This is a genomic window from Roseateles sp. (assembly GCF_046300915.1).
Classification (GTDB): Bacteria; Pseudomonadota; Gammaproteobacteria; order Burkholderiales; family Burkholderiaceae_C; genus Kinneretia.
In genome coordinates, this window is record NZ_JBKCLH010000133.1 from 1 (window position 1) to 17,287 (window position 17,287).

Annotated in this window: 18 protein-coding genes; 11 read left to right on the top strand and 7 right to left on the bottom strand. The window is 66.5% G+C overall.

From position 1 onward, the window contains the following. Positions 1–1,036, top strand: a 1,036-nt coding sequence (locus ACK5F2_RS09770; protein ID WP_409864367.1) for an ATP-binding protein, incomplete at its 5' end; no start/stop codon positions are given. A gap of 5 nt (positions 1,037–1,041) precedes the next feature. On the opposite strand, the gene ACK5F2_RS09775 is transcribed toward ACK5F2_RS09770, so the two are convergent. From ACK5F2_RS09775 to trpS, 3 genes are read right to left on the bottom strand one after another with little or no spacing between them, the layout of a single operon-like run. Beyond that, entirely contained in the window at positions 1,042–2,433 is a 1,392-nt protein-coding gene (locus tag ACK5F2_RS09775; RefSeq protein WP_409864368.1) for an MATE family efflux transporter, read from the bottom strand. After that, complete coding sequence (locus ACK5F2_RS09780) at positions 2,430–2,882, bottom strand: DUF3717 domain-containing protein (RefSeq protein WP_409864369.1); 453 nt, start codon at positions 2,880–2,882, stop codon at positions 2,430–2,432. The genes ACK5F2_RS09775 and ACK5F2_RS09780 overlap by 4 nt, the downstream gene beginning before the upstream one ends. An 11-nt stretch (positions 2,883–2,893) precedes the next feature. Continuing rightward, positions 2,894–3,904 carry a tryptophan--tRNA ligase gene (trpS, locus tag ACK5F2_RS09785; RefSeq protein WP_409864370.1) on the bottom strand — a complete coding sequence of 337 codons (1,011 nt, stop codon included), beginning with the start codon at positions 3,902–3,904 and terminating at the stop codon, positions 2,894–2,896. Positions 3,905–3,943: 39 nt separating this feature from the next. Here trpS and purN point away from each other — a divergent pair, with 39 nt between their 5' ends. Next, a complete protein-coding gene (gene purN / locus ACK5F2_RS09790) occupies positions 3,944–4,582 on the top strand; it encodes a phosphoribosylglycinamide formyltransferase (RefSeq protein ID WP_133602941.1) in 639 nt (212 codons plus the stop codon). 10 nt (positions 4,583–4,592) lie between these two features. Here the strand turns inward: purN and ACK5F2_RS09795 are convergent, their stop codons facing one another. Beyond that, positions 4,593–4,826, bottom strand: a complete 234-nt coding sequence (locus ACK5F2_RS09795) for a DUF1653 domain-containing protein (RefSeq protein WP_409864372.1) — start codon at positions 4,824–4,826, stop codon at positions 4,593–4,595. A gap of 27 nt (positions 4,827–4,853) precedes the next feature. On the opposite strand from ACK5F2_RS09795, the gene ACK5F2_RS09800 reads away from it, so the two are divergent. From ACK5F2_RS09800 to ACK5F2_RS09810, 3 genes are all read left to right on the top strand, one after another. Beyond that, positions 4,854–6,116: an RsmB/NOP family class I SAM-dependent RNA methyltransferase gene (locus ACK5F2_RS09800; protein WP_409864373.1), complete on the top strand. Its 1,263-nt coding sequence runs from the start codon at positions 4,854–4,856 to the stop codon at positions 6,114–6,116. Between the two features lie 190 nt (positions 6,117–6,306). After that, the gene (locus ACK5F2_RS09805) at positions 6,307–7,527 is read left to right on the top strand and encodes a fatty acid desaturase (protein ID WP_409864374.1); all 1,221 of its coding nucleotides are present in this window, start codon (positions 6,307–6,309) and stop codon (positions 7,525–7,527) included. A gap of 114 nt (positions 7,528–7,641) precedes the next feature. After that, complete coding sequence (locus ACK5F2_RS09810) at positions 7,642–8,175, top strand: DUF3016 domain-containing protein (protein WP_409864376.1); 534 nt, start codon at positions 7,642–7,644, stop codon at positions 8,173–8,175. A 73-nt stretch (positions 8,176–8,248) separates the two neighbouring features. On the opposite strand, the gene rpmG is transcribed toward ACK5F2_RS09810, so the two are convergent. The 3 genes from rpmG to trxB all read right to left on the bottom strand — a co-directional run bounded on the left by rpmG (position 8,249) and on the right by trxB (position 9,867). Beyond that, positions 8,249–8,419 (bottom strand): 50S ribosomal protein L33, encoded by a 171-nt coding sequence (gene rpmG, locus ACK5F2_RS09815; protein ID WP_133602946.1) that lies wholly within the window; start codon positions 8,417–8,419, stop codon positions 8,249–8,251. A 35-nt stretch (positions 8,420–8,454) separates the two neighbouring features. After that, positions 8,455–8,688 (bottom strand): 50S ribosomal protein L28, encoded by a 234-nt coding sequence (gene rpmB / locus ACK5F2_RS09820; protein WP_133602947.1) that lies wholly within the window; start codon positions 8,686–8,688, stop codon positions 8,455–8,457. Between the two features lie 219 nt (positions 8,689–8,907). Next, on the bottom strand, positions 8,908–9,867 hold the full coding sequence (gene trxB, locus ACK5F2_RS09825) for a thioredoxin-disulfide reductase (protein WP_409864378.1): 960 nt from the start codon (positions 9,865–9,867) through the stop codon (positions 8,908–8,910). Positions 9,868–10,053: 186 nt separating this feature from the next. On the opposite strand from trxB, the gene ACK5F2_RS09830 reads away from it, so the two are divergent. From ACK5F2_RS09830 to ACK5F2_RS09855, 6 genes are all read left to right on the top strand, one after another. Further along, positions 10,054–10,722 carry a Crp/Fnr family transcriptional regulator gene (locus ACK5F2_RS09830; RefSeq protein WP_133602949.1) on the top strand — a complete coding sequence of 223 codons (669 nt, stop codon included), beginning with the start codon at positions 10,054–10,056 and terminating at the stop codon, positions 10,720–10,722. A 92-nt stretch (positions 10,723–10,814) separates the two neighbouring features. Then, complete coding sequence (locus tag ACK5F2_RS09835; protein ID WP_409864379.1) at positions 10,815–13,196, top strand: DNA translocase FtsK; 2,382 nt, start codon at positions 10,815–10,817, stop codon at positions 13,194–13,196. After that, complete coding sequence (lolA, locus tag ACK5F2_RS09840) at positions 13,186–13,806, top strand: outer membrane lipoprotein chaperone LolA (protein ID WP_409864381.1); 621 nt, start codon at positions 13,186–13,188, stop codon at positions 13,804–13,806. The genes ACK5F2_RS09835 and lolA overlap by 11 nt, the downstream gene beginning before the upstream one ends. Positions 13,807–13,831: 25 nt before the next feature. Then, positions 13,832–15,556: a cation:proton antiporter gene (locus tag ACK5F2_RS09845; protein WP_409864383.1), complete on the top strand. Its 1,725-nt coding sequence runs from the start codon at positions 13,832–13,834 to the stop codon at positions 15,554–15,556. Positions 15,557–15,622: 66 nt separating this feature from the next. Next, the gene (locus tag ACK5F2_RS09850; RefSeq protein WP_409864384.1) at positions 15,623–16,957 is read left to right on the top strand and encodes a replication-associated recombination protein A; all 1,335 of its coding nucleotides are present in this window, start codon (positions 15,623–15,625) and stop codon (positions 16,955–16,957) included. Between the two features lie 189 nt (positions 16,958–17,146). Next, positions 17,147–17,287: ABC transporter permease subunit (locus ACK5F2_RS09855; RefSeq protein WP_409862383.1), on the top strand; the 141-nt coding region annotated here is incomplete at its 3' end.

Genomic DNA, 17,287 nt, shown 5'->3' on the forward strand with positions numbered 1-17,287 from the left:
CATGCAGCGAGGCCCGGGGCCTCAGGGGCCGGGCGCCGGTGTGCCGGGCATGCCCGGCATGCCCAGCTTGGGCCCCATGGGGGAGCCGCGCTTGCGAGCTCCGCCGGATTCCGTCTGGCCCCTGTGGGGGCCTCTTGGCGCCTTGCGTGGCCCCAGTGGTGAGGCGCTGGTGGTATTCCTGGTTCTGCTCTTTCTGGGCGTGGCGGCGGGCGCTTATCCGGTGGTTCGGCGTCTGACCCGTCGCCTGGAGAATCTGCAGCGCGGCGTGGAGCAGTTTGGCGCTGGCGATCTCGGCTACCGTGTGCATGACGAGGGTCGGGACGAGGTCGCCAAGCTGGCCGCCAGTTTCAACCGTTCGGCCCAGCAGATCGAAACCTTGCTGCGCTCGCACCAAAGCCTGCTGGCCAATGCCAGCCATGAGTTGCGCTCCCCATTGGCGCGGCTCAAGATGGCTTTCTCCATGCTGGAGGAGGCCTCGGCCACTCAGCGTGAGCGACTGCAGCGCGAGATCAACACCAATATTGCCGAGCTTGACGCCCTGGTCGAGGAAGTGCTGCTGGCCAGCCGGCTGGAGGCGGGGGGACAGACGCCGGTGCTGGAGGCCGTGGACATGCTGGGCCTGGCCGTGGAAGAGGCCGCACGCAGCGGCGCCGGACTCGGCAGCGAGGTACGGCCCGCGCAATGCCGCTTGCTCGGTGAGGAGCGTCTGCTGCGTCGCGCCCTGCGCAATCTGCTGGAAAACGCGCGCCGCTACGGCGGCGGTGCCGAGGTCTTGCTGGAGCTGCGCCGTCATGGCGAGCAGCTGGAGCTGCGCGTGAATGACCGCGGCCCGGGCGTGCCGCCGGAGATGCGCGAGCGCATCTTCGAGCCCTTCTTTCGCCTGCCCGGCCATGCCGAGCAGGCCGGCGGCGTGGGCCTGGGCCTGTCCCTGGTCAAGCAGATCGCGGAACGTCACCAGGGCAGCGTGCGCTGCGAGGCGCGCGAGGGCGGGGGCAGCTGCTTTGTGCTGAGCCTGCCGAGCGCTGGCGGCCGCTGAGAGCCTCAAGCGGCGGCGCTGGCTTCGGCCCGCAAGGCCTTCTGAACCATCAGTTGCACGATCACCAGGCCTAGGGCGGCCAGTACCAGGCCGGCCGCCGCCGCGGCCCAGAAGCCGCGCGCACCAGCCAGGGCCGGCCAGGGCTGCTCAAAGGCCAGCCAGTAGCCGCCACCGATGCCCACGCCCCAGATGGCCAGGGCATAGACCAGCATGGGCGCCACGGTCACATGGTGGGCGCGCAACACCGAGGCCGAGATGGCCTGGGACGCATCCCCCAGATGGAAGATCCACACCCACAGCAGCAGGGGCGCGGCGGCGGCCAGGATGGCGGCGTCCGTGGTGTAGAGCGCCAGCACCGGCCCGCGCAGCAGGAAGATGGCGCCGCCCAGCAGCAGGGCGCAGCCCAGGGCGAACTCCAGGCCGTGCCAGCCCAGGCGCTCGGCCGCCCGTGGATCGCGCGCGCCGATGCGCTGGCCCACCAGGGCGCCGGTGGCAGTGCCCAGGGCCCTGGGCCGCCTGAACATCATGGCCACCAGATTGGCCGCCAGCTGATGACCCGCCACCGGCGTGGCACCCAGGCGCGAGATGAAGAGGGCCATGAAGGTGAAGCCCGTCACCTCGATCACGATGGCCCCGCCCATGGGCAGGCCCAGGCGCAGCAGCTGGCGGATCAGGGGCCAGCGCGGTGCATGCAGGCCGCCCTGCTGGATGCCGAAGGGGTGGTAGTGCGGATCGCGCCGCAGCAGTAGAAAGCCGGCCGTGAGCTGGCCCCAGACCACCAAGGCGGTGGACAGCGCGCCGCCCGGCGCGCCCATGCCCTGCCAGCCACCCAGGCTCTCGTGCCCATGGATCAGCAGGGCCGAGAGCGGCAGCTTGAGCAGCAGGCCGGCCAGCTGCAGGCCCATCACGGCCTTGGGCCGCGAGACCGCGGTATTGAAGCCGCGGTAGACGGTGAACAGCATGGCTGCCGGCAGGGCCAGGCCCAGCAGCTGCAGATGGTGGCGGATGATGGCCTCCACGGCCGGCTCCGGTTTGGCCAGGGCCAGCAGCGGATCGGGCCAGAGCAGGAGCAGCTCGCCCAGCAGGGTCAGGCCCAGGGCCAGCCAGACGGCCTGGTGCAGGCTCTCGCCCACACCGGTCAGATCGCGCGCGCCGAAGCGCTGGGCGGCAAAGGGGGAGATGGCCAGCACCACGCCCATCAGGCCTACGAAGATGCTGGTGTACATGGCATTGCCCACGGCCAGGGCCGCCAGGTCCAGTGCGCCATAGCGCGCTACCAGCACGGTGTCGATGGTGGAGTACATCAGCACCGCCAGCTGCCCGATGAAGACCGGCCAGGCCAGGGGCAGGATCTGGGCGTAGCTGTTCAGGCGTGCCGCGCCCAGCCAGCGCTTCATCGGGGCTCCGCGGGAGGAGACGGGTCGGGCCGCGTGCCGGCACCGATTTCCAGGGCCCGCTCGGCATAGCGGTTGAAGCGCCAGGCCGTGCCGTCCAGGGTGATGCGGCGCCAGGTCTGGCGCTTCTCGGCCGGGCTGAGCACGGGCCAGTTCTGCACCTCGTCAAAAGTGCGGCCACAGCCCTTGCAGAGCTCGTCGCCCTGGCTGGTGGAGCAGATGGCGATGCAGGGTGCGTCGGGCGTGCTGTCGTACCAGGCCAGCCAGGCGCCCTTGGCCCGCTCGGGCATGCCGTCTTCCTCGCACTCGCTCTCGCGGTAATAGACCATCAGCGCATAGACCTCGGCCAGGGCGCGCACCTCGGCGCAGGCGCTGATGCCGTCGGGCGAGGGGCGGCGCTCGCGCCACCAGTTGATGGCGCTTTCGATATCGGTGATGTGGATGCCGGCCATGAGGCTCTTCCTCAGTAGGCCAGGCCCATGGCCGCGCGCACCTCGCGCAGGGTCTTGCGCGCCACGGCGCGGGCGCGCTCGGTGCCCACCTCCACGATCCAGTGCACCTGCTTGGGATTGGCCAGGTACTGGTCGGCGCGCTCGCGCCACTGGGCCTGCTGGCGCTGCACGCTCTCGATCAGGGGCTGCTTGCAGTCCAGGCAGCCGATGCCGGCGGCGCGGCAGCCCTGGGCGGCCCAGTCCAAGGTGGCCTCATCACTGTAGAGCTCGTGCAGGGGCCAGACCGGGCAGCGCTGGGGCTCGCCGGGGTCGCCGCGGCGGGCGCGCTGCGGATCGGTGGGCATGGTGCGGATCTTCTCGGCCGTGCTCTCGGGCGACTCGCGCATGGCGATGGCATTGCCATGGCTCTTGCTCATCTTGCGCCCGTCCAGGCCGGCGATGCGCGCGGTGTCGGTGAGCAGGGTCTGGGGTTCGGGTAGCAAGGCCTGACCCTGGCCATAGAGGTGGTTGAAGCGGCGTGCCACCTCGCGTGTGACCTCCACATGGGCGGCCTGGTCTTCGCCCACGGGCACGGCGCTGGCCTTGTAGATCAGGATGTCGGCGGCCTGCAGCAGGGGATAGCCCAGCAGGCCGAAGCTCGCACTCTCGGGCGATTTCTCGGCCAGGTCCTTGAAGCTGGGAATGCGCTCCAGCCAGGACAGGGGCGTGCTCATGGCCAGCAGGGTGAAGAGCTCCGCATGCTCAGGCATGCGGCTCTGGATGAAGAGGGTGGTGCGCTCGGGGTCGATGCCGGCGGCCAGCCAGTCGATCACCATATCGTAGACATGGCGCTCCAGCTGGGCCCGGTCCTGGGGGCGGGCGGTGGTGAGCGCGTGCCAGTCGGCCACGAAGTAGAAGCAGTCGTGCTGCTCCTGCAGGCGCACCCAGTTCTTGAGGGCGCCGTGGTAATGGCCAAGGTGCAGGGCGCCGGTGGGGCGCATGCCGGAGAGCACGCGGGGCAGGGGGGTGGGAGCGGTGGTCATGGGAGTCGGGATTGTAGGCAGGCCCTACACTGCCGCCCCATGAAGAACATCGTGATCCTGATCTCCGGGCGGGGGTCGAATATGGAAGCCATCGTCCAGGCCTGCGCTGCCGAGGGCTGGCCCGCGCGCATTGCCGCCGTGATCAGCAACCGTCCGGACGCGGCGGGCCTGGCCTTCGCGGCCGCCCATGGCATTGCCACCGCCGTGGTGGACCACAAGGCCTTCGGCCCCGGGGATGCCGGCCGCGCGGCTTTTGATGCCGAACTGCAGCGGGTGATCGACGGCTTCGCCCCCGATCTGGTGGTGCTGGCCGGCTTTATGCGCATCCTCACGCCTGGTTTTACCGGCCACTACGCGGGCCGCATGCTCAATATCCATCCTTCGCTGCTACCGGCTTTCACCGGCCTGCACACGCACCGCCGTGCGCTGGAGATGGGCTGCCGATTTGCAGGCGCCACGGTGCATTTCGTGACCGCCGAGCTGGACCATGGCGCCATCGTGGCCCAGGCCGTGGCACCAGTGCTGCCGGGCGATGACGAGGCTGCAGTTTCGGCCCGCGTGCTCAAGCTGGAGCACCGCATGTACCCCGCGGCCGTGCGCTGGTTCGTGCAGGATCAGCTGCGCATTGAGGGCCTGCAGGTGCGCCAGCTGGCCGGCGAGGCCCAACACTTCAGCTGAGGCCTCAGCCTCAGCAGTCGGGCATCAGCTTGAAGCGCGGCTCGCCCGAGGGCAGGGCGCCGAAGAACATGGCATGTGGCCGCACCCACAGGCCCTGCTCGCCATAGAGCGCGCGGTAGAGCACCAGGGGCTCCAGCGTCTCGCTGTGGCGCACCACGCCCAGCACCTCGTAGTTCCCACCCTTGTAATGGCGGTAGCGTCCCAGCGGGGTTTCGGGCAGGGTTTGAAGGTCGCTGTCGTCCATGGGATGCGGGGCTGGGATAATCGGGCCATGCATCCTAATGCCCTTCTTGATCTGAGCACCGAGCTGCTGCGCGCGGTGCTCAAGCTGGACGCGCCGGCCGACGGCGTTGTCTCCGCCTTCTTCCGCAAGCACAAGGCCCTGGGCCAGCGCGAGCGCCACACTCTGGCCGAAACCGTCTACACCGTGCTGCGCCAGCGCCCGGTGCTGCAGCATCTGGCCCAGTCTGGCAGCGGCCCCACGGAGCGCCGCCTGGCCATCCTGGCCTGGCAGGGCAGTGCTTCCTTCCTGCGCGGCGCCCTTTCGCCCAAGGAACTGGAGTGGCTGGACCAGGTCGCCCAGATCGACCGCGAGACCCTCGCGCCCAAGCTGCGCCACAACCTGCCGGAATGGCTGGCCGAGCCCCTGATGGCCCGGCTGGGCGAGGCCGAGTTCTGGGCCCTGGCGGCGAGCATGAACGAGGGCGCGCCCCTGGACCTGCGCGCCAATGTGCTCAAGGCCAAGCGTGAGGAGGTGCAGCAGGCGCTCAAGCAGGCCGGCATCGCGGCCGAGCCCACGCCCTTCTCGCCCATCGGCCTGCGCGTGGAGGGCAAGCCGGCCCTGGCCAAGCTGGAGGTCTTCAGCAGCGGTGCGGTGGAGGTGCAGGACGAGGGCAGCCAGCTGCTGGCCCTGATGCTTGCACCCAAGCGTGGCGAGATGGTGGTGGATTTCTGCGCGGGTGCCGGCGGCAAGACCCTGGCCCTGGGGGCGGCGATGCGCAATACCGGCCGGCTCTATGCCTTCGATGTCTCGGGGCACCGCCTGGACAACCTCAAGCCGCGCCTGGCACGCAGCGGTCTGTCCAATGTGCATCCGGCCCAGATCGCGCATGAGCGCGACGAGCGGGTCAAGCGCCTGACGGGCAAGATCGACCGGGTGCTGGTGGATGCGCCCTGTTCGGGCCTGGGCACCCTGCGCCGCAATCCCGACCTCAAGTGGCGCCAGTCGCCGCAGGCGGTGCAGGAGCTTCAGGAGAAGCAGCGCGCCATCCTGGACAGCGCCGCTCGCCTGCTCAAGCCGGGCGGGCGCCTGGTGTATGCCACCTGCAGCCTGCTGGAGGCGGAGAATGAGGCCATCGCCGAGGCCTTTGGCGCCGCCCACCCCGATTTCATCAAGCTGGATGCGGCCGAGGTGCTGCAGAAGGCCCAGGTCGAGCGTGCCGGCGAGCTGGTGGAGGGCGGCTGTCTGCGGCTGTGGCCGCACCGTCACCGCACCGATGGTTTCTTCGCTGCGGTCTGGGAGCGCAAGGCCTGAGTCCGTGCTGAGCGAACGCCCGGTTTTCTTGCGGATTTCATCGTTTTCTGAACTTTTGGCGACAGTAGCTTGATGTCGGGCAGATAAAGCAGGCACCGTCAACAATTAATGTACGGTTGTCTAGTTATCACCCCTACAATCACAACTGTCTCCATGTTGTGCGCCCGCAATGGCGCTGGGTAAGGAACGAATGGATCTCTTGACGACCGTACACGATGGTCTGGTGAACTGGCTGGGCTCGGGTCTGCTGGATGCCAGCATCTGGCAGATCGTGGTCTATGCCCTGGTGATGACCCATATCACCATCGCGGCTGTGACCATCTTTTTGCACCGTGCCCAGGCGCACCGCGCTCTGGATCTCGGGCCGATTCCCTCGCACTTCTTCCGCTTCTGGCTGTGGATGACCACGGGCATGGTCACCAAGGAGTGGGTGGCGATCCACCGTAAGCACCACGCCAAGTGTGAGACCGAGGAAGACCCGCACAGCCCCCAGACGCGCGGCCTGGGCAAGGTCATGAAGGAAGGTGCCGAGCTTTACCGCGCCGAAGCCAAGAACGCCGAGACCCTGGCGAAGTACAGCCATGGTGTGCCCAATGACTGGATCGAGCGCCATCTGTACAGCCGTTTCAGCTGGCAGGGTGTGGCCTTGATGTTGATCATCAATCTGGCCCTGTTCGGCGCTCTGGGCGCGACCATCTGGGCCTTGCAGATGGTCTGGATCCCTTTCTGGGCGGCCGGCGTGGTGAACGGTGTGGGCCACTTCTGGGGCTACCGCAATTTCGAAGCCCAGGACGCCTCGACCAATATCTCGCCCTGGGGCATCATCATTGGCGGCGAGGAGCTGCACAACAACCACCACACCTACCCGACCTCGGCAAAGTTCTCGGTCAAGCCCTTCGAGTTCGACATCGGCTGGGGCTATATCCGCGCCTTCGAGATGCTGGGCTGGGCCAAGGTGCGCAAGACCGCACCCAAGCTGCGCCAAGGCGACATCAAGCCGGCGGACAAGGACACTCTGGAGGCCATCATCGCCAATCGCTATGAGGTCATGGCGCATTACGCCCGCGACCTGCGCCAGGCTTGTTCGGCCGAGCTCGCCCGTCTGAAAGCGCAGGGCGAGCAGCACAGCGCCAGGTGGGCGCAATTCAAGCTGGCCAAACGCTGGCTGCATCGTGATGCTGATCGCATCCCGGCCGAGCTGCAGGCTCAGATCAACGGTGCCCGAGCCGCCAGCCCGGTGCTGGACAAATTGGTGACCATGCGCGAGGAGTTGCGTCAGCTCTGGACCCGCACCAATGTCTCGGCCGAGCAGCTGGTGAGTGATTTGCAAGCCTGGTGCCAGAAGGCGGAGGAGAGTGGCATTGCCGAGTTGCGTGAATTCTCTATGCGCCTGAGGATGGCCAGGGCCTGAGTCCGCACTTTGCTCCACGGTAAAGGTGTCGCTTCGGCGGCACCTTTTTGCTTGTGCATTCCTATACTGGCCCCATCTGAAAGGGTGTTGGTAACAGAAGAAGGAGTTGGCACGATGAAGCGAGTTGCTGCATCCCCTGTCCCGAGACCGTCCCTGAGTCTGTTTGTCTCGGGTCTGCTGCTTGCCGTGGGCTTTGCTGGCATGACCGTGGCTCATGCCGCGGAACTTGAGCTGCGTTTCACGCAGCCAGAGCGTTTCGTGGATGCCGGTGACGGGCCCTTGGAGCGTGAGCGCAATCTGGCCGAGCTGGAGTCTTATATGCGCGGCCAGGCCGCTCAGCGACTGCCCGCATCACAGAAATTGTCTGTTGAGGTCCTGGACCTGAACCTTGCTGGTGATGTCAGGCCCGTGGGTCGCTCCATGGATCGCCTGCGGGTGCTCAGTCAGGTGGATTGGCCCAGCATGGAGTTGCGCTTTGTGTTGAGCGAGGGGGGTAAGACCCTTCGTGAAGGGAAGCAGCGCCTGGTGGACATGAACTTCCTGGGCCGGGGCAGTGCCATTGAGCATGGCGGTACTGAGCCGCTGCGCTACGAAAAGCGCATGCTGGATGACTGGTTTGAGAAGGAATTCGCTCCCTTGAAGCGCTGAGGTGCCGTGCGCTGTGGCACGGACATAAAAAAACCGCCAGCATGCTGGCGGTTTTTTTTAGGCGCAGGCCGAATTACTTCAGCTTCACTTCCTTGAACAGGACGTGCTTGCGGGCCTTGGGGTCGAACTTCATGAATTCCAGCTTTTGGGGCGTGGTCTTCTTGTTCTTGTTCGTGGTGTAGAAGAAGCCGGTGCCAGCGGTGGATTCCAGCTTGATCTTCTCGCGTCCGCCTTTGGATGCCATGGTGGTGTTCCTTTGTTAAGAGTGGACGGGAAGGATTACAGCTCGCCCTTGGCGCGCAGATCGGCGACGACTTGGTCGATGCCGACCTTGTCGATCAAACGCAGAGCGGCATTGCTGATGCGCAGGCGGATCCAGCGGTTTTCGCTTTCCAGCCAGAAGCGGCGGTACTGCAGGTTGGGCAGGAAACGACGCTTGGTTTTGTTGTTGGCGTGGGAAACATTGTTGCCCACCATGGGCTTCTTGCCCGTGACTTGACAGACGCGTGCCATGACGCTTCTCCGGTTTGATGCTTTCTATCCATCCAGCCCTGGCGCCACTCTCACCCGAGGTGAGGGCGGCACAAGGCCACATGACCGCTCTATGCCTGCTAAACCTTGAGGCCAAGCGCCGAAAGAATTCGGCCGCTCTGCGTCTTGGGGCGGTCCATCAAGCAGGCAAGCCGGCGAGTATAGCCGACAAGGGCTAGTCTGCCAAGCCGGCTTGGCTGATCAAGCCTGTTCCTGCTCCAGGAAGCGCTGAGCATCGAGTGCGGCCATGCAGCCGGTGCCGGCGCTGGTGATGGCTTGACGGTAGACATGGTCCTGCACATCGCCGGCGGCGAAGATGCCGGGCACGCTGGTCATGGTGGCAAAGCCGTTCAGGCCGCTCTTGGTGATGATGTAGCCGTCCTTCATCTCCAGCTGGCCCTTGAAGATGTCGGTATTGGGCTGGTGGCCGATGGCGATGAAGCAGCCCTGCAGCTTGATGTCCTGGGTGCTGCCGTCGCTCGTGCTCTTGATGCGCACGCCGGTCACACCGCTCTGGTCGCCCAGCACCTCGTCCAGGGTCTGGAAGGTGTGCAGCACCATCTTGCCGGCCTTGACCTTCTCCATCATCTTGTCCACCAGGATGGGCTCGGCGCGGAACTTGTCGCGGCGGTGGATGACATGCACCTTGCTGGCGATGTTGGAGAGATAAAGCGCTTCCTCGACGGCGGTGTTGCCGCCTCCGACCACGCAGACCTCCTGGTCCCGGTAGAAGAAGCCATCGCAGGTGGCGCAACCACTGACCCCGCGGCCCATGAAGGCCTGCTCAGACTCCAGGCCCAGGTACTTGGCGGAGGCCCCGGTGGCAATGATCAGGGCGTCGCAGGTGTAGCTGCCGCTGTCGCCCTTGAGCGTGAAGGGGCGCTTGGAGAAGTCGACCTCGTTGATATGGTTGTAGACGATCTGGGTGTTGAAGCGCTCGGCATGCTGTTGGAAGCGCTGCATCAGCTCCGGGCCTTGCACGCCCATCACGTCTGCCGGCCAGTTGTCCACCTCGGTGGTGGTCATCAGCTGGCCGCCTTGGGCCATGCCGGTGATCAGGGTAGGTTTGAGGTTGGCACGGGCCGCATAGATGGCGGCCGTGAAGCCGGCCGGGCCGGAGCCCAGGATCAGCAGGGAGTGGTGTTGGGTGCTTTGGCTCATGGGGACTATCTGAGGTTGGGAGACTCCGGCTGCAAGGGGCTTGCTGTTGTTTCTACGGCCTAGACCCTATGGAGTCGTGTGAACGAGTTGGCACAATAGGCTGGATTCTAGGCAGGCCGCCTCACGGGCGCCTGACGACCGGGAAACAAGCACAAGTCGAACACTGCCAATCCGAGGAGTTCTTACATGGCCATGCTGTCCAATCTGGACCTGATCCGCAGGGTGCCTTTGTTTTCCCTGCTCACGACCGATCAGGCACAGTCCGTCGCGGACAGTGTGGTCAAGCGCCGCTTCAAGCGCGGGGAGCTGATCGTCGAGCAGGGCACCAAGTCCAACGCCCTGTTCATCCTGCTCAACGGACGTGCACGCGTGCTCACGGCCGACAACCGTGGGCGTGAGGTGATCCTGGCTGTGCTGCAGCCGGGCGACTATGTGGGCGAGATGAGCCTGATCGACAACGAACCGCATTCGGCCACCGTTCGTGCCGAAGTGCAGACCGATATGTTGGTGCTGGGCCGCCAGGAATTTGCCCGTTGCCTGCCGGAGAGCAGCAGCATGGCCTACGGCATTCTGCGCGGCTTGGTGGCCCGCCTGCGCAATGCCGACCGCCAGATCGAGTCTCTGGCGCTGCTGGATGTCTACGGTCGCGTGGCGCGCACCCTGCTGGATATGGCCGAGGATGAAAAAGGCCTCAAGATCATCCGTGGCAAGGTCTCGCGCCAGGACATGGCCAAGGTCGTGGGCGCCTCGCGCGAGATGGTCAGCCGGGTCATGAAGGACCTGGAAGACAAGGGCGTGATCGAGACCCTGGAGAACGGCTCGGTCGTGATCAAGGAGCGCCTGCCGCACGACTGAGTGGCGCCCCGGTGCGAGGTGTTGCGACGGGCTGATGCGTTTCGCGAGTGCCCTGCGCCTCAAAGCCAGTTCCCTTCGGTCACAATGCGGGCATGAGTTTTCCCCTGGGATCCCTGACTGGCAGCGAGGCGCCGGACGCGCCCGCGAACCCCGCCGCTGGCAAGACTTATCAGCGCAGTGCCAAGAAAAAGCCCGCGGCGGCTGCCCAGCCGCGCAAGCCCATATCGCCCCTGTGGCTGGTGGCTGCGGCCCTGCTGTGGGGCCTGGTCTTGCTGGCCCTCTTGAGCCACGACAAGGGTGACGCGGCCTTCAGCATGTCCGGCGGACGAGAGCTGCCCCACAACTGGGTGGGCGCGCTCGGTGCGTGGATTGCCGATCTGCTGTTCTTTGCCTTCGGTTTCTCGGCGTGGTGGCTGATGCTGGTGAGCCTGCGCGCGTGGCTGGGAGCCCTGGCCCGCAGCTTGCGCGCCGACCCGGCGCCGGAGCGCAACTGGCGCGAGCGTGTGCTGTTCTGGGGGGGGCTGCTGCTGCTCATGAGTGCCAGCTGTGCGCTGGAGTGGTCGCGGCTGTACAGCTGGGAAATCCGTCTGCCCGGCCATGCCGGCGGTGTGCTGGGCTACACCCTGGGTCCCTGGGGCATGAAGGCCCTGGGCTTTGCCGGCTCCGGCGTGATCTGGATCGTGGCTCTGGTGCTGGGCATGGCCCTGGCGCTGCGCTTTTCCTGGCTCAATATGGCCGAGGCCCTGGGGGCGCGCCTGGAGCAGCTGCGCGAGCGCAGCCAGGAGCGTCGCGAGATCCGCGAGGATGAAAAAGTGGGCAAGCGCGCCAAGCGCGAGCGCGAGAAGGTGGTGGAGGAAGAGCGCCATGTGGTGGAGGAGCACATCCCCATCGTGATCGAGCCGCCGGTGGTGGAGGTGCCCAAGTCCACCCGCGTGGCCAAGGAGCGTCAGACCCCGCTGTTCACCGAGCTGGCCGACACCAAGCTGCCCCAGGTGGACCTGCTGGACGCCGCGCCGGTGCGCGTGGAGACGGTGACGCCCGAGTCGCTGGAGATGACCAGCCGCATGATCGAGAAGAAGTTGAAGGACTTCGGCGTCGAGGTGCGGGTGGTGGCGGCCTCGCCCGGCCCCGTGATCACGCGCTACGAGATCGAGCCCGCCACGGGCGTGAAGGGCTCGCAGATCGTGGGTCTGGCCAAGGACCTGGCGCGCTCGCTGAGCCTCACCTCCATCCGCGTGGTCGAGACCATTCCGGGCAAGAACTATATGGCGCTGGAGCTGCCCAATGCGCGGCGCCAGACCATACGCCTGTCCGAGATCCTGGGCTCCCAGGTCTATGCCGATGCGTCGTCCATGCTCACCATGGGCCTGGGCAAGGACATCATCGGTGCGCCCGTGGTGGCCGATCTGGCCAAGATGCCGCACTGCCTGGTGGCCGGCACCACCGGCTCGGGCAAGTCGGTGGGGATCAACGCCATGATCCTCTCCCTGCTCTACAAGGCCGAGGCGCGCGATGTGCGCCTGATCATGATCGACCCCAAGATGCTGGAAATGAGCGTCTACGAGGGCATCCCGCACCTGCTGTGCCCGGTGGTCACGGACATGAAGCAGGCCGGCAACGCGCTGAACTGGTGCGTGGGCGAGATGGAGCGGCGCTACAAGCTCATGTCCAAGCTGGGCGTGCGCAATCTGGCCGGCTACAACAAGAAGATCGACGAGGCTGCCGAGCGCGAGGAGAAGATCCCCAACCCCTTCAGCCTCACGCCCGAGGAGCCCGAGCCCCTGGAGCGCCTGCCGCATATCGTGGTGGTGATCGACGAGCTGGCCGACCTGATGATGGTGGTGGGCAAGAAGATTGAGGAACTGATCGCGCGCCTGGCCCAGAAGGCGCGTGCCGCCGGCATCCACCTGATTCTGGCCACGCAGCGCCCCTCGGTGGACGTGATCACCGGCCTGATCAAGGCCAATATCCCCACCCGCATCGCCTTCTCGGTGGGCTCCAAGATCGACAGCCGCACCATCCTCGATCAGATGGGCGCCGAGGCCCTGCTGGGCATGGGTGACATGCTCTATATGGCCAGCGGCACCGGCCTGCCGGTGCGCGTGCATGGCGCCTTTGTCAGCGATGACGAGGTGCACCGCGTGGTCGAGTACCTCAAGGAGCAGGGCGGCGAGCCCAACTACATCGAGGGCATCCTCGAGGGCGGTGTGCTGGAAGGCGAGGGCGGCGGCAGCGACGGCCTGCCGGGCCTGGTGGCTGGCGGGGACGGCGAGTCCGATCCCATGTACGACCAGGCCGTGGCCGTGGTGCTGCAGCACCGCCGTGCCTCGATCTCGCTGGTGCAGCGCCATCTGCGCATCGGCTACAACCGCGCCGCCCGCCTGCTGGAGCAGATGGAGAAATCCGGTCTGGTGGGCGCCATGAATACCAACGGCAGTCGCGACCTGGTCGTGCCCAAACGTGATGAAGCTTAAGTCCCTCGCCCACCTCCTTGCCACCGGCGCCCTGGTCCTGAGCGGCCTGGCCCGGGCCGATGCCGTGCAGACGCTCAAGGACTTCGGTCGCGAGGTGAAAAGCGGCAAGGCCGAATTCACCCAGACCGTGAGCTCCCCCGACGGTCAGCGCAAGAAGAGCTCTTCCGGTAGCTTCGAGTTCCAGCGCCCCAACCAGTTCCGCTTCGCCTACACCAAGCCCTTCGAGCAGCTCATCGTTGGCGATGGCCAGAAGGTCTGGATCTACGACCCCGACCTCAAGCAGGCCAGTGCGCGCCGCATGAGCGCGGCCCTGGGCGCCACGCCGGCGGCCCTGCTGGCGGGGGCCAATCTCGAGAAGGACTTCGAGCTCAAGGCCCTGCCCGCGGCCCAGGGGCTGGAATGGGTGCAGGCCCAGCCGCGCCAGGCCGATGCCGGGCTGCAAAGCCTCAAGGTCGGCTTCAAGGGCCGGGAACTGGCCGCCATTGAGGTGGTGGATGGCTTCGGCCAGCGTTCCCTGCTGCAGTTCAGCGCGGTGCAGACCAACGCGCCCGTGGCGGCAGAGCGCTTTCGCTTCGTGCTGCCGCCGGGCGCGGATCTGATCGAGCAATGAGTGCTGCGCAGGAGGCGCTCTAGGCATGCTGCATGACGTCAGTCTGATCTCCACCGTGGCGGCAGGCTTTGGCCTGGCCCTCATCCTGGGCTACGGGGCTCATCGACTGCGCATGCCGCCCCTGGTGGGCTATCTTGTTGCCGGCATTGCCATCGGTCCGGCCACGCCGGGATTCGTGGCCGATATGGACCTGGCGGCGCAACTCGCCGAGCTGGGCGTGATGCTGCTGATGTTCGGCGTCGGCCTGCACTTCTCGATGAAGGACCTGCTGGCCGTCAAGCGGATTGCCGTGCCGGGCGCCGTGGTGCAGATTGCCGTGGCCACGCTGCTGGGTTATGGCCTGGCCCGCTGGTGGGGCTGGGGCAGTGGCGGCGCCTTGGTATTTGGTCTGTCGCTGTCGGTGGCGAGTACCGTGGTGCTGCTGCGCGCGCTGGAGGCGCGTGCGCAGTTGCAGACGGCCAATGGCAGTATTGCCGTGGGCTGGCTGGTGGTCGAGGACCTCGTGATGGTCCTGGTGCTGGTGCTCTTGCCGCCCCTGTCGGGCTTGCTGGACCCCAGCAGTGCGCAGACCTCATCGGCCGGCCCGGCCCAGGGCAGCGGCCTGCTGCACACCGTGGGACTGACCCTGGCCAAGGTGGCGGCCTTCATCCGGCTGCTGCTGGTGGTGGGGCGGCGCTTGTTTCCGCGCCTGCTCTGGGCCGTGGCCGGCACCGGTTCGCGCGAGCTCTTCACCCTGTGCGTGGTGGCCGTGGCGGTGGGGGTGGCCTTCGGGGCGGCGGCCTTGTTCGATGTGTCCTTTGCCCTGGGTGCCTTCTTCGCCGGCATGATGATGCGCGAGTCGCCCTACGCCCACCGTGCGGCCGATGAATCGCTGCCGCTGCGCGATGCCTTTGCCGTGCTCTTCTTCGTCTCGGTGGGCATGCTGTTTGATCCCAAGGTGCTGCTGGAGGAACCGCTGCGTGTGCTCGCGGTGGTCGCCATCATCACGGTCGGCAAGACACTGGCCGCCATGGGCCTGGTGCTGCTTCTGCGCTATCCGCTCAACACCGCCCTGGTCGTGGGCGTGAGCCTGGCCCAGATCGGGGAGTTCTCCTTCATCCTGGCGGGGCTGGGCCTGTCCCTGGGTTTGTTGCCTGCCGAGGGCCAGAGCCTGATCCTGGCAGGGGCGCTGATTTCCATCGCGCTCAACAGCCTGCTCTTCGCGGCTGTGGAGCCGGGCAAGGCCTGGATATTGCGCAAGTCCGCCTGGGCCCGTCGCATGGAAATGCGTGCAGACCCCCTGGCCGAGCTGCCCGCCCACACCGACGAGTCCAAGCTCAGCGGACAGCTGGTCTTGGTGGGCTATGGCCGCGTGGGGCGCAGCCTGCATGCGCGCCTGCTGGCCCAGGGGCGGCATCTGGTGGTGGCCGAGCAGGACCGTGTGCTGGTGGAGTCGCTGCGCCAGTCGGGGCAGGCCGCGGTGGCGGGCGATGCCAGCGATCCGGCCGTGCTGATACAGGCTCATATCGCGAGAGCCGCCCTGTTGTTGATCACGGCGGGCGACAGCCTGCAAGCCCGCCAGATGGTGGAGACAGCACGGCAGCTCAACCCGGAGTTGCGGGTGCTGCTATGCGCTCGCAGCGAAGAGGAGGCGGCCTTGCTGCGAGAGGCGGGTCTGGGTGAGGTATTCCTGGCCGAGCACAGCCTGGCCGCGTCTCTGGCCCAGCGGGTGGGTGAGCTGATGCCGGGCAAGCAGGCCGCGTCCGCTTGAGACAATCGGTCCATGTCCCGCGTCGATTCCGAACCGCTGTTTCCCGATCTGGAACCCCTGTCCCCCATGTCCGGCAGTGCTGCCGGACCGGCGTCTGGAGGGCGAGTGCCCCTGGCCGAGACCTTGCGGCCACGGACCCTGAACGAGGTCATTGGCCAGGCTCATCTGCTGGGAGAAGGCAAGCCCCTGGCCCTTGCATTTCGATCGGGCAAGCCCCATTCCATGATCTTCTGGGGGCCGCCGGGCGTGGGCAAGACCACGCTGGCGCGGCTCACGGCCACGGCATTTGACTGCGAGTTCATTGCGCTCTCGGCCGTGTTTTCCGGTGTCAAGGACATACGCGCGGCCATGGAGCAGGCCCAGGCCTATCTGGCGCGTGGCCAGCGCACCATCCTCTTCGTGGACGAGATCCACCGCTTCAACAAGGCCCAGCAGGATGCGCTGTTGCCCCATGTGGAGTCGGGGCTCTTCACCTTCATCGGCGCCACCACCGAAAACCCCTCCTTTGAGGTCAATTCGGCCCTGCTCTCGCGCGCCCAGGTCTATGTGCTCAAGTCGCTGGACGAGGACGAGCTGCGTCAGTTGCTGGCGCGCGCCCGCGACAAGGCCCTGGCCCATCTGAGCTTCGAAGCCAAGGCTATCGACACCCTGGTCGGCTATGCCGACGGCGATGCCCGCCGCTTTCTGAACCTGCTGGAGCAGTGCGATATCGCCGCCGGCGCGGCCGGCATCAGCACCATCGACGCCGACTTCGTCAGCAATGCCCTCAGCCTGAATGCCAGGCGCTTCGACAAGGGCGGCGACAACTTCTACGACCAGATCTCGGCCCTGCACAAGTCCGTGCGCGGCTCCAGCCCCGACGGCGCGCTTTACTGGCTCAGCCGCATGCTGGACGGCGGCGCGGACCCGCGCTACCTCGCTCGTCGCATCGTGCGCATGGCCTGGGAGGACATCGGCCTGGCGGACCCGCGCGCCATGCAGATTGCCAACGACGCGGCGCTCACCTTCGAGCGTCTGGGCAGCCCCGAGGGTGAGCTGGCCCTGGGCCAGGCCGTCATCTACCTGGCCGTGGCGCCCAAGAGCAATGCGGGCTACAAGGCCTACAACGCCGCGCGCGCCTTCGTGAAGCAGGACGGCAGCCGCGAGGTGCCCGTGCACCTGCGCAATGCGCCGACCCGGCTGATGAAGGAGCTGGGCTATGGCCATGAGTATCGCTATGCCCATGACGAGCCACATGCTTACGCGGCGGGTGAGCGCTATCTGCCCGACGATATGCCCGAGCCCGGCTGGTACCAACCCGTGCCGCGTGGCCTGGAGCTCAAGATCGCCGACAAGCTGGCTTTTCTGCGGGGGCTGGACGCTCAGTCCGGCGCCGGTAGCTCAGAGGGCGACTCGGATTGAGGCTTCAGCACCAGCGGGTAAGCCCCAGAAATCGCCCGCATCCCCCCCTCTAGAATCCGTGCAGCCGGCAGGCATCCTGGGTTTGGGCCCGCCCCTTGTGGTGGCGGGCCTTTTTGCCTTGAGGCCCTGCTGTTCAGAGAAGTCACGCCGGGCCCTCGGGCCATGGCGTAGCGAGTGGAGACAGCGGCAATGGAAATCTTTTTCCAGCAAATCATCAACGGGCTGGTGCTGGGAAGCATGTATGCCTTGGTGGCCTTGGGGTACACGATGGTGTACGGGATCATCAACCTGATCAATTTCGCGCACGGCGAGATCTTGATGGTGGGGGCG

Bases quoted from the DNA above. Each gene is read 5' to 3' on its own strand.
- ACK5F2_RS09800 (WP_409864373.1), top strand. From the start codon at position 4,854: ATGCATCCTAATGCCCTTCTTGATCTGAGCACCGAGCTGCTGCGCGCG.
- ACK5F2_RS09810 (WP_409864376.1), top strand. From the start codon at position 7,642: ATGAAGCGAGTTGCTGCATCCCCTGTCCCGAGACCGTCCCTGAGTCTG.
- ACK5F2_RS09775 (WP_409864368.1), bottom strand. From the start codon at position 2,433: ATGAAGCGCTGGCTGGGCGCGGCACGCCTGAACAGCTACGCCCAGATC.
- ACK5F2_RS09835 (WP_409864379.1), top strand. From the start codon at position 10,815: ATGAGTTTTCCCCTGGGATCCCTGACTGGCAGCGAGGCGCCGGACGCG.
- rpmB (WP_133602947.1), bottom strand. From the start codon at position 8,688: ATGGCACGCGTCTGTCAAGTCACGGGCAAGAAGCCCATGGTGGGCAAC.
- ACK5F2_RS09795 (WP_409864372.1), bottom strand. From the start codon at position 4,826: ATGGACGACAGCGACCTTCAAACCCTGCCCGAAACCCCGCTGGGACGC.
- trpS (WP_409864370.1), bottom strand. From the start codon at position 3,904: ATGACCACCGCTCCCACCCCCCTGCCCCGCGTGCTCTCCGGCATGCGC.
- ACK5F2_RS09845 (WP_409864383.1), top strand. From the start codon at position 13,832: ATGCTGCATGACGTCAGTCTGATCTCCACCGTGGCGGCAGGCTTTGGC.
- ACK5F2_RS09780 (WP_409864369.1), bottom strand. From the start codon at position 2,882: ATGGCCGGCATCCACATCACCGATATCGAAAGCGCCATCAACTGGTGG.
- ACK5F2_RS09830 (WP_133602949.1), top strand. From the start codon at position 10,054: ATGGCCATGCTGTCCAATCTGGACCTGATCCGCAGGGTGCCTTTGTTT.
- rpmG (WP_133602946.1), bottom strand. From the start codon at position 8,419: ATGGCATCCAAAGGCGGACGCGAGAAGATCAAGCTGGAATCCACCGCT.
- ACK5F2_RS09805 (WP_409864374.1), top strand. From the start codon at position 6,307: ATGGATCTCTTGACGACCGTACACGATGGTCTGGTGAACTGGCTGGGC.
- trxB (WP_409864378.1), bottom strand. From the start codon at position 9,867: ATGAGCCAAAGCACCCAACACCACTCCCTGCTGATCCTGGGCTCCGGC.
- purN (WP_133602941.1), top strand. From the start codon at position 3,944: ATGAAGAACATCGTGATCCTGATCTCCGGGCGGGGGTCGAATATGGAA.
- ACK5F2_RS09850 (WP_409864384.1), top strand. From the start codon at position 15,623: ATGTCCGGCAGTGCTGCCGGACCGGCGTCTGGAGGGCGAGTGCCCCTG.
- lolA (WP_409864381.1), top strand. From the start codon at position 13,186: ATGAAGCTTAAGTCCCTCGCCCACCTCCTTGCCACCGGCGCCCTGGTC.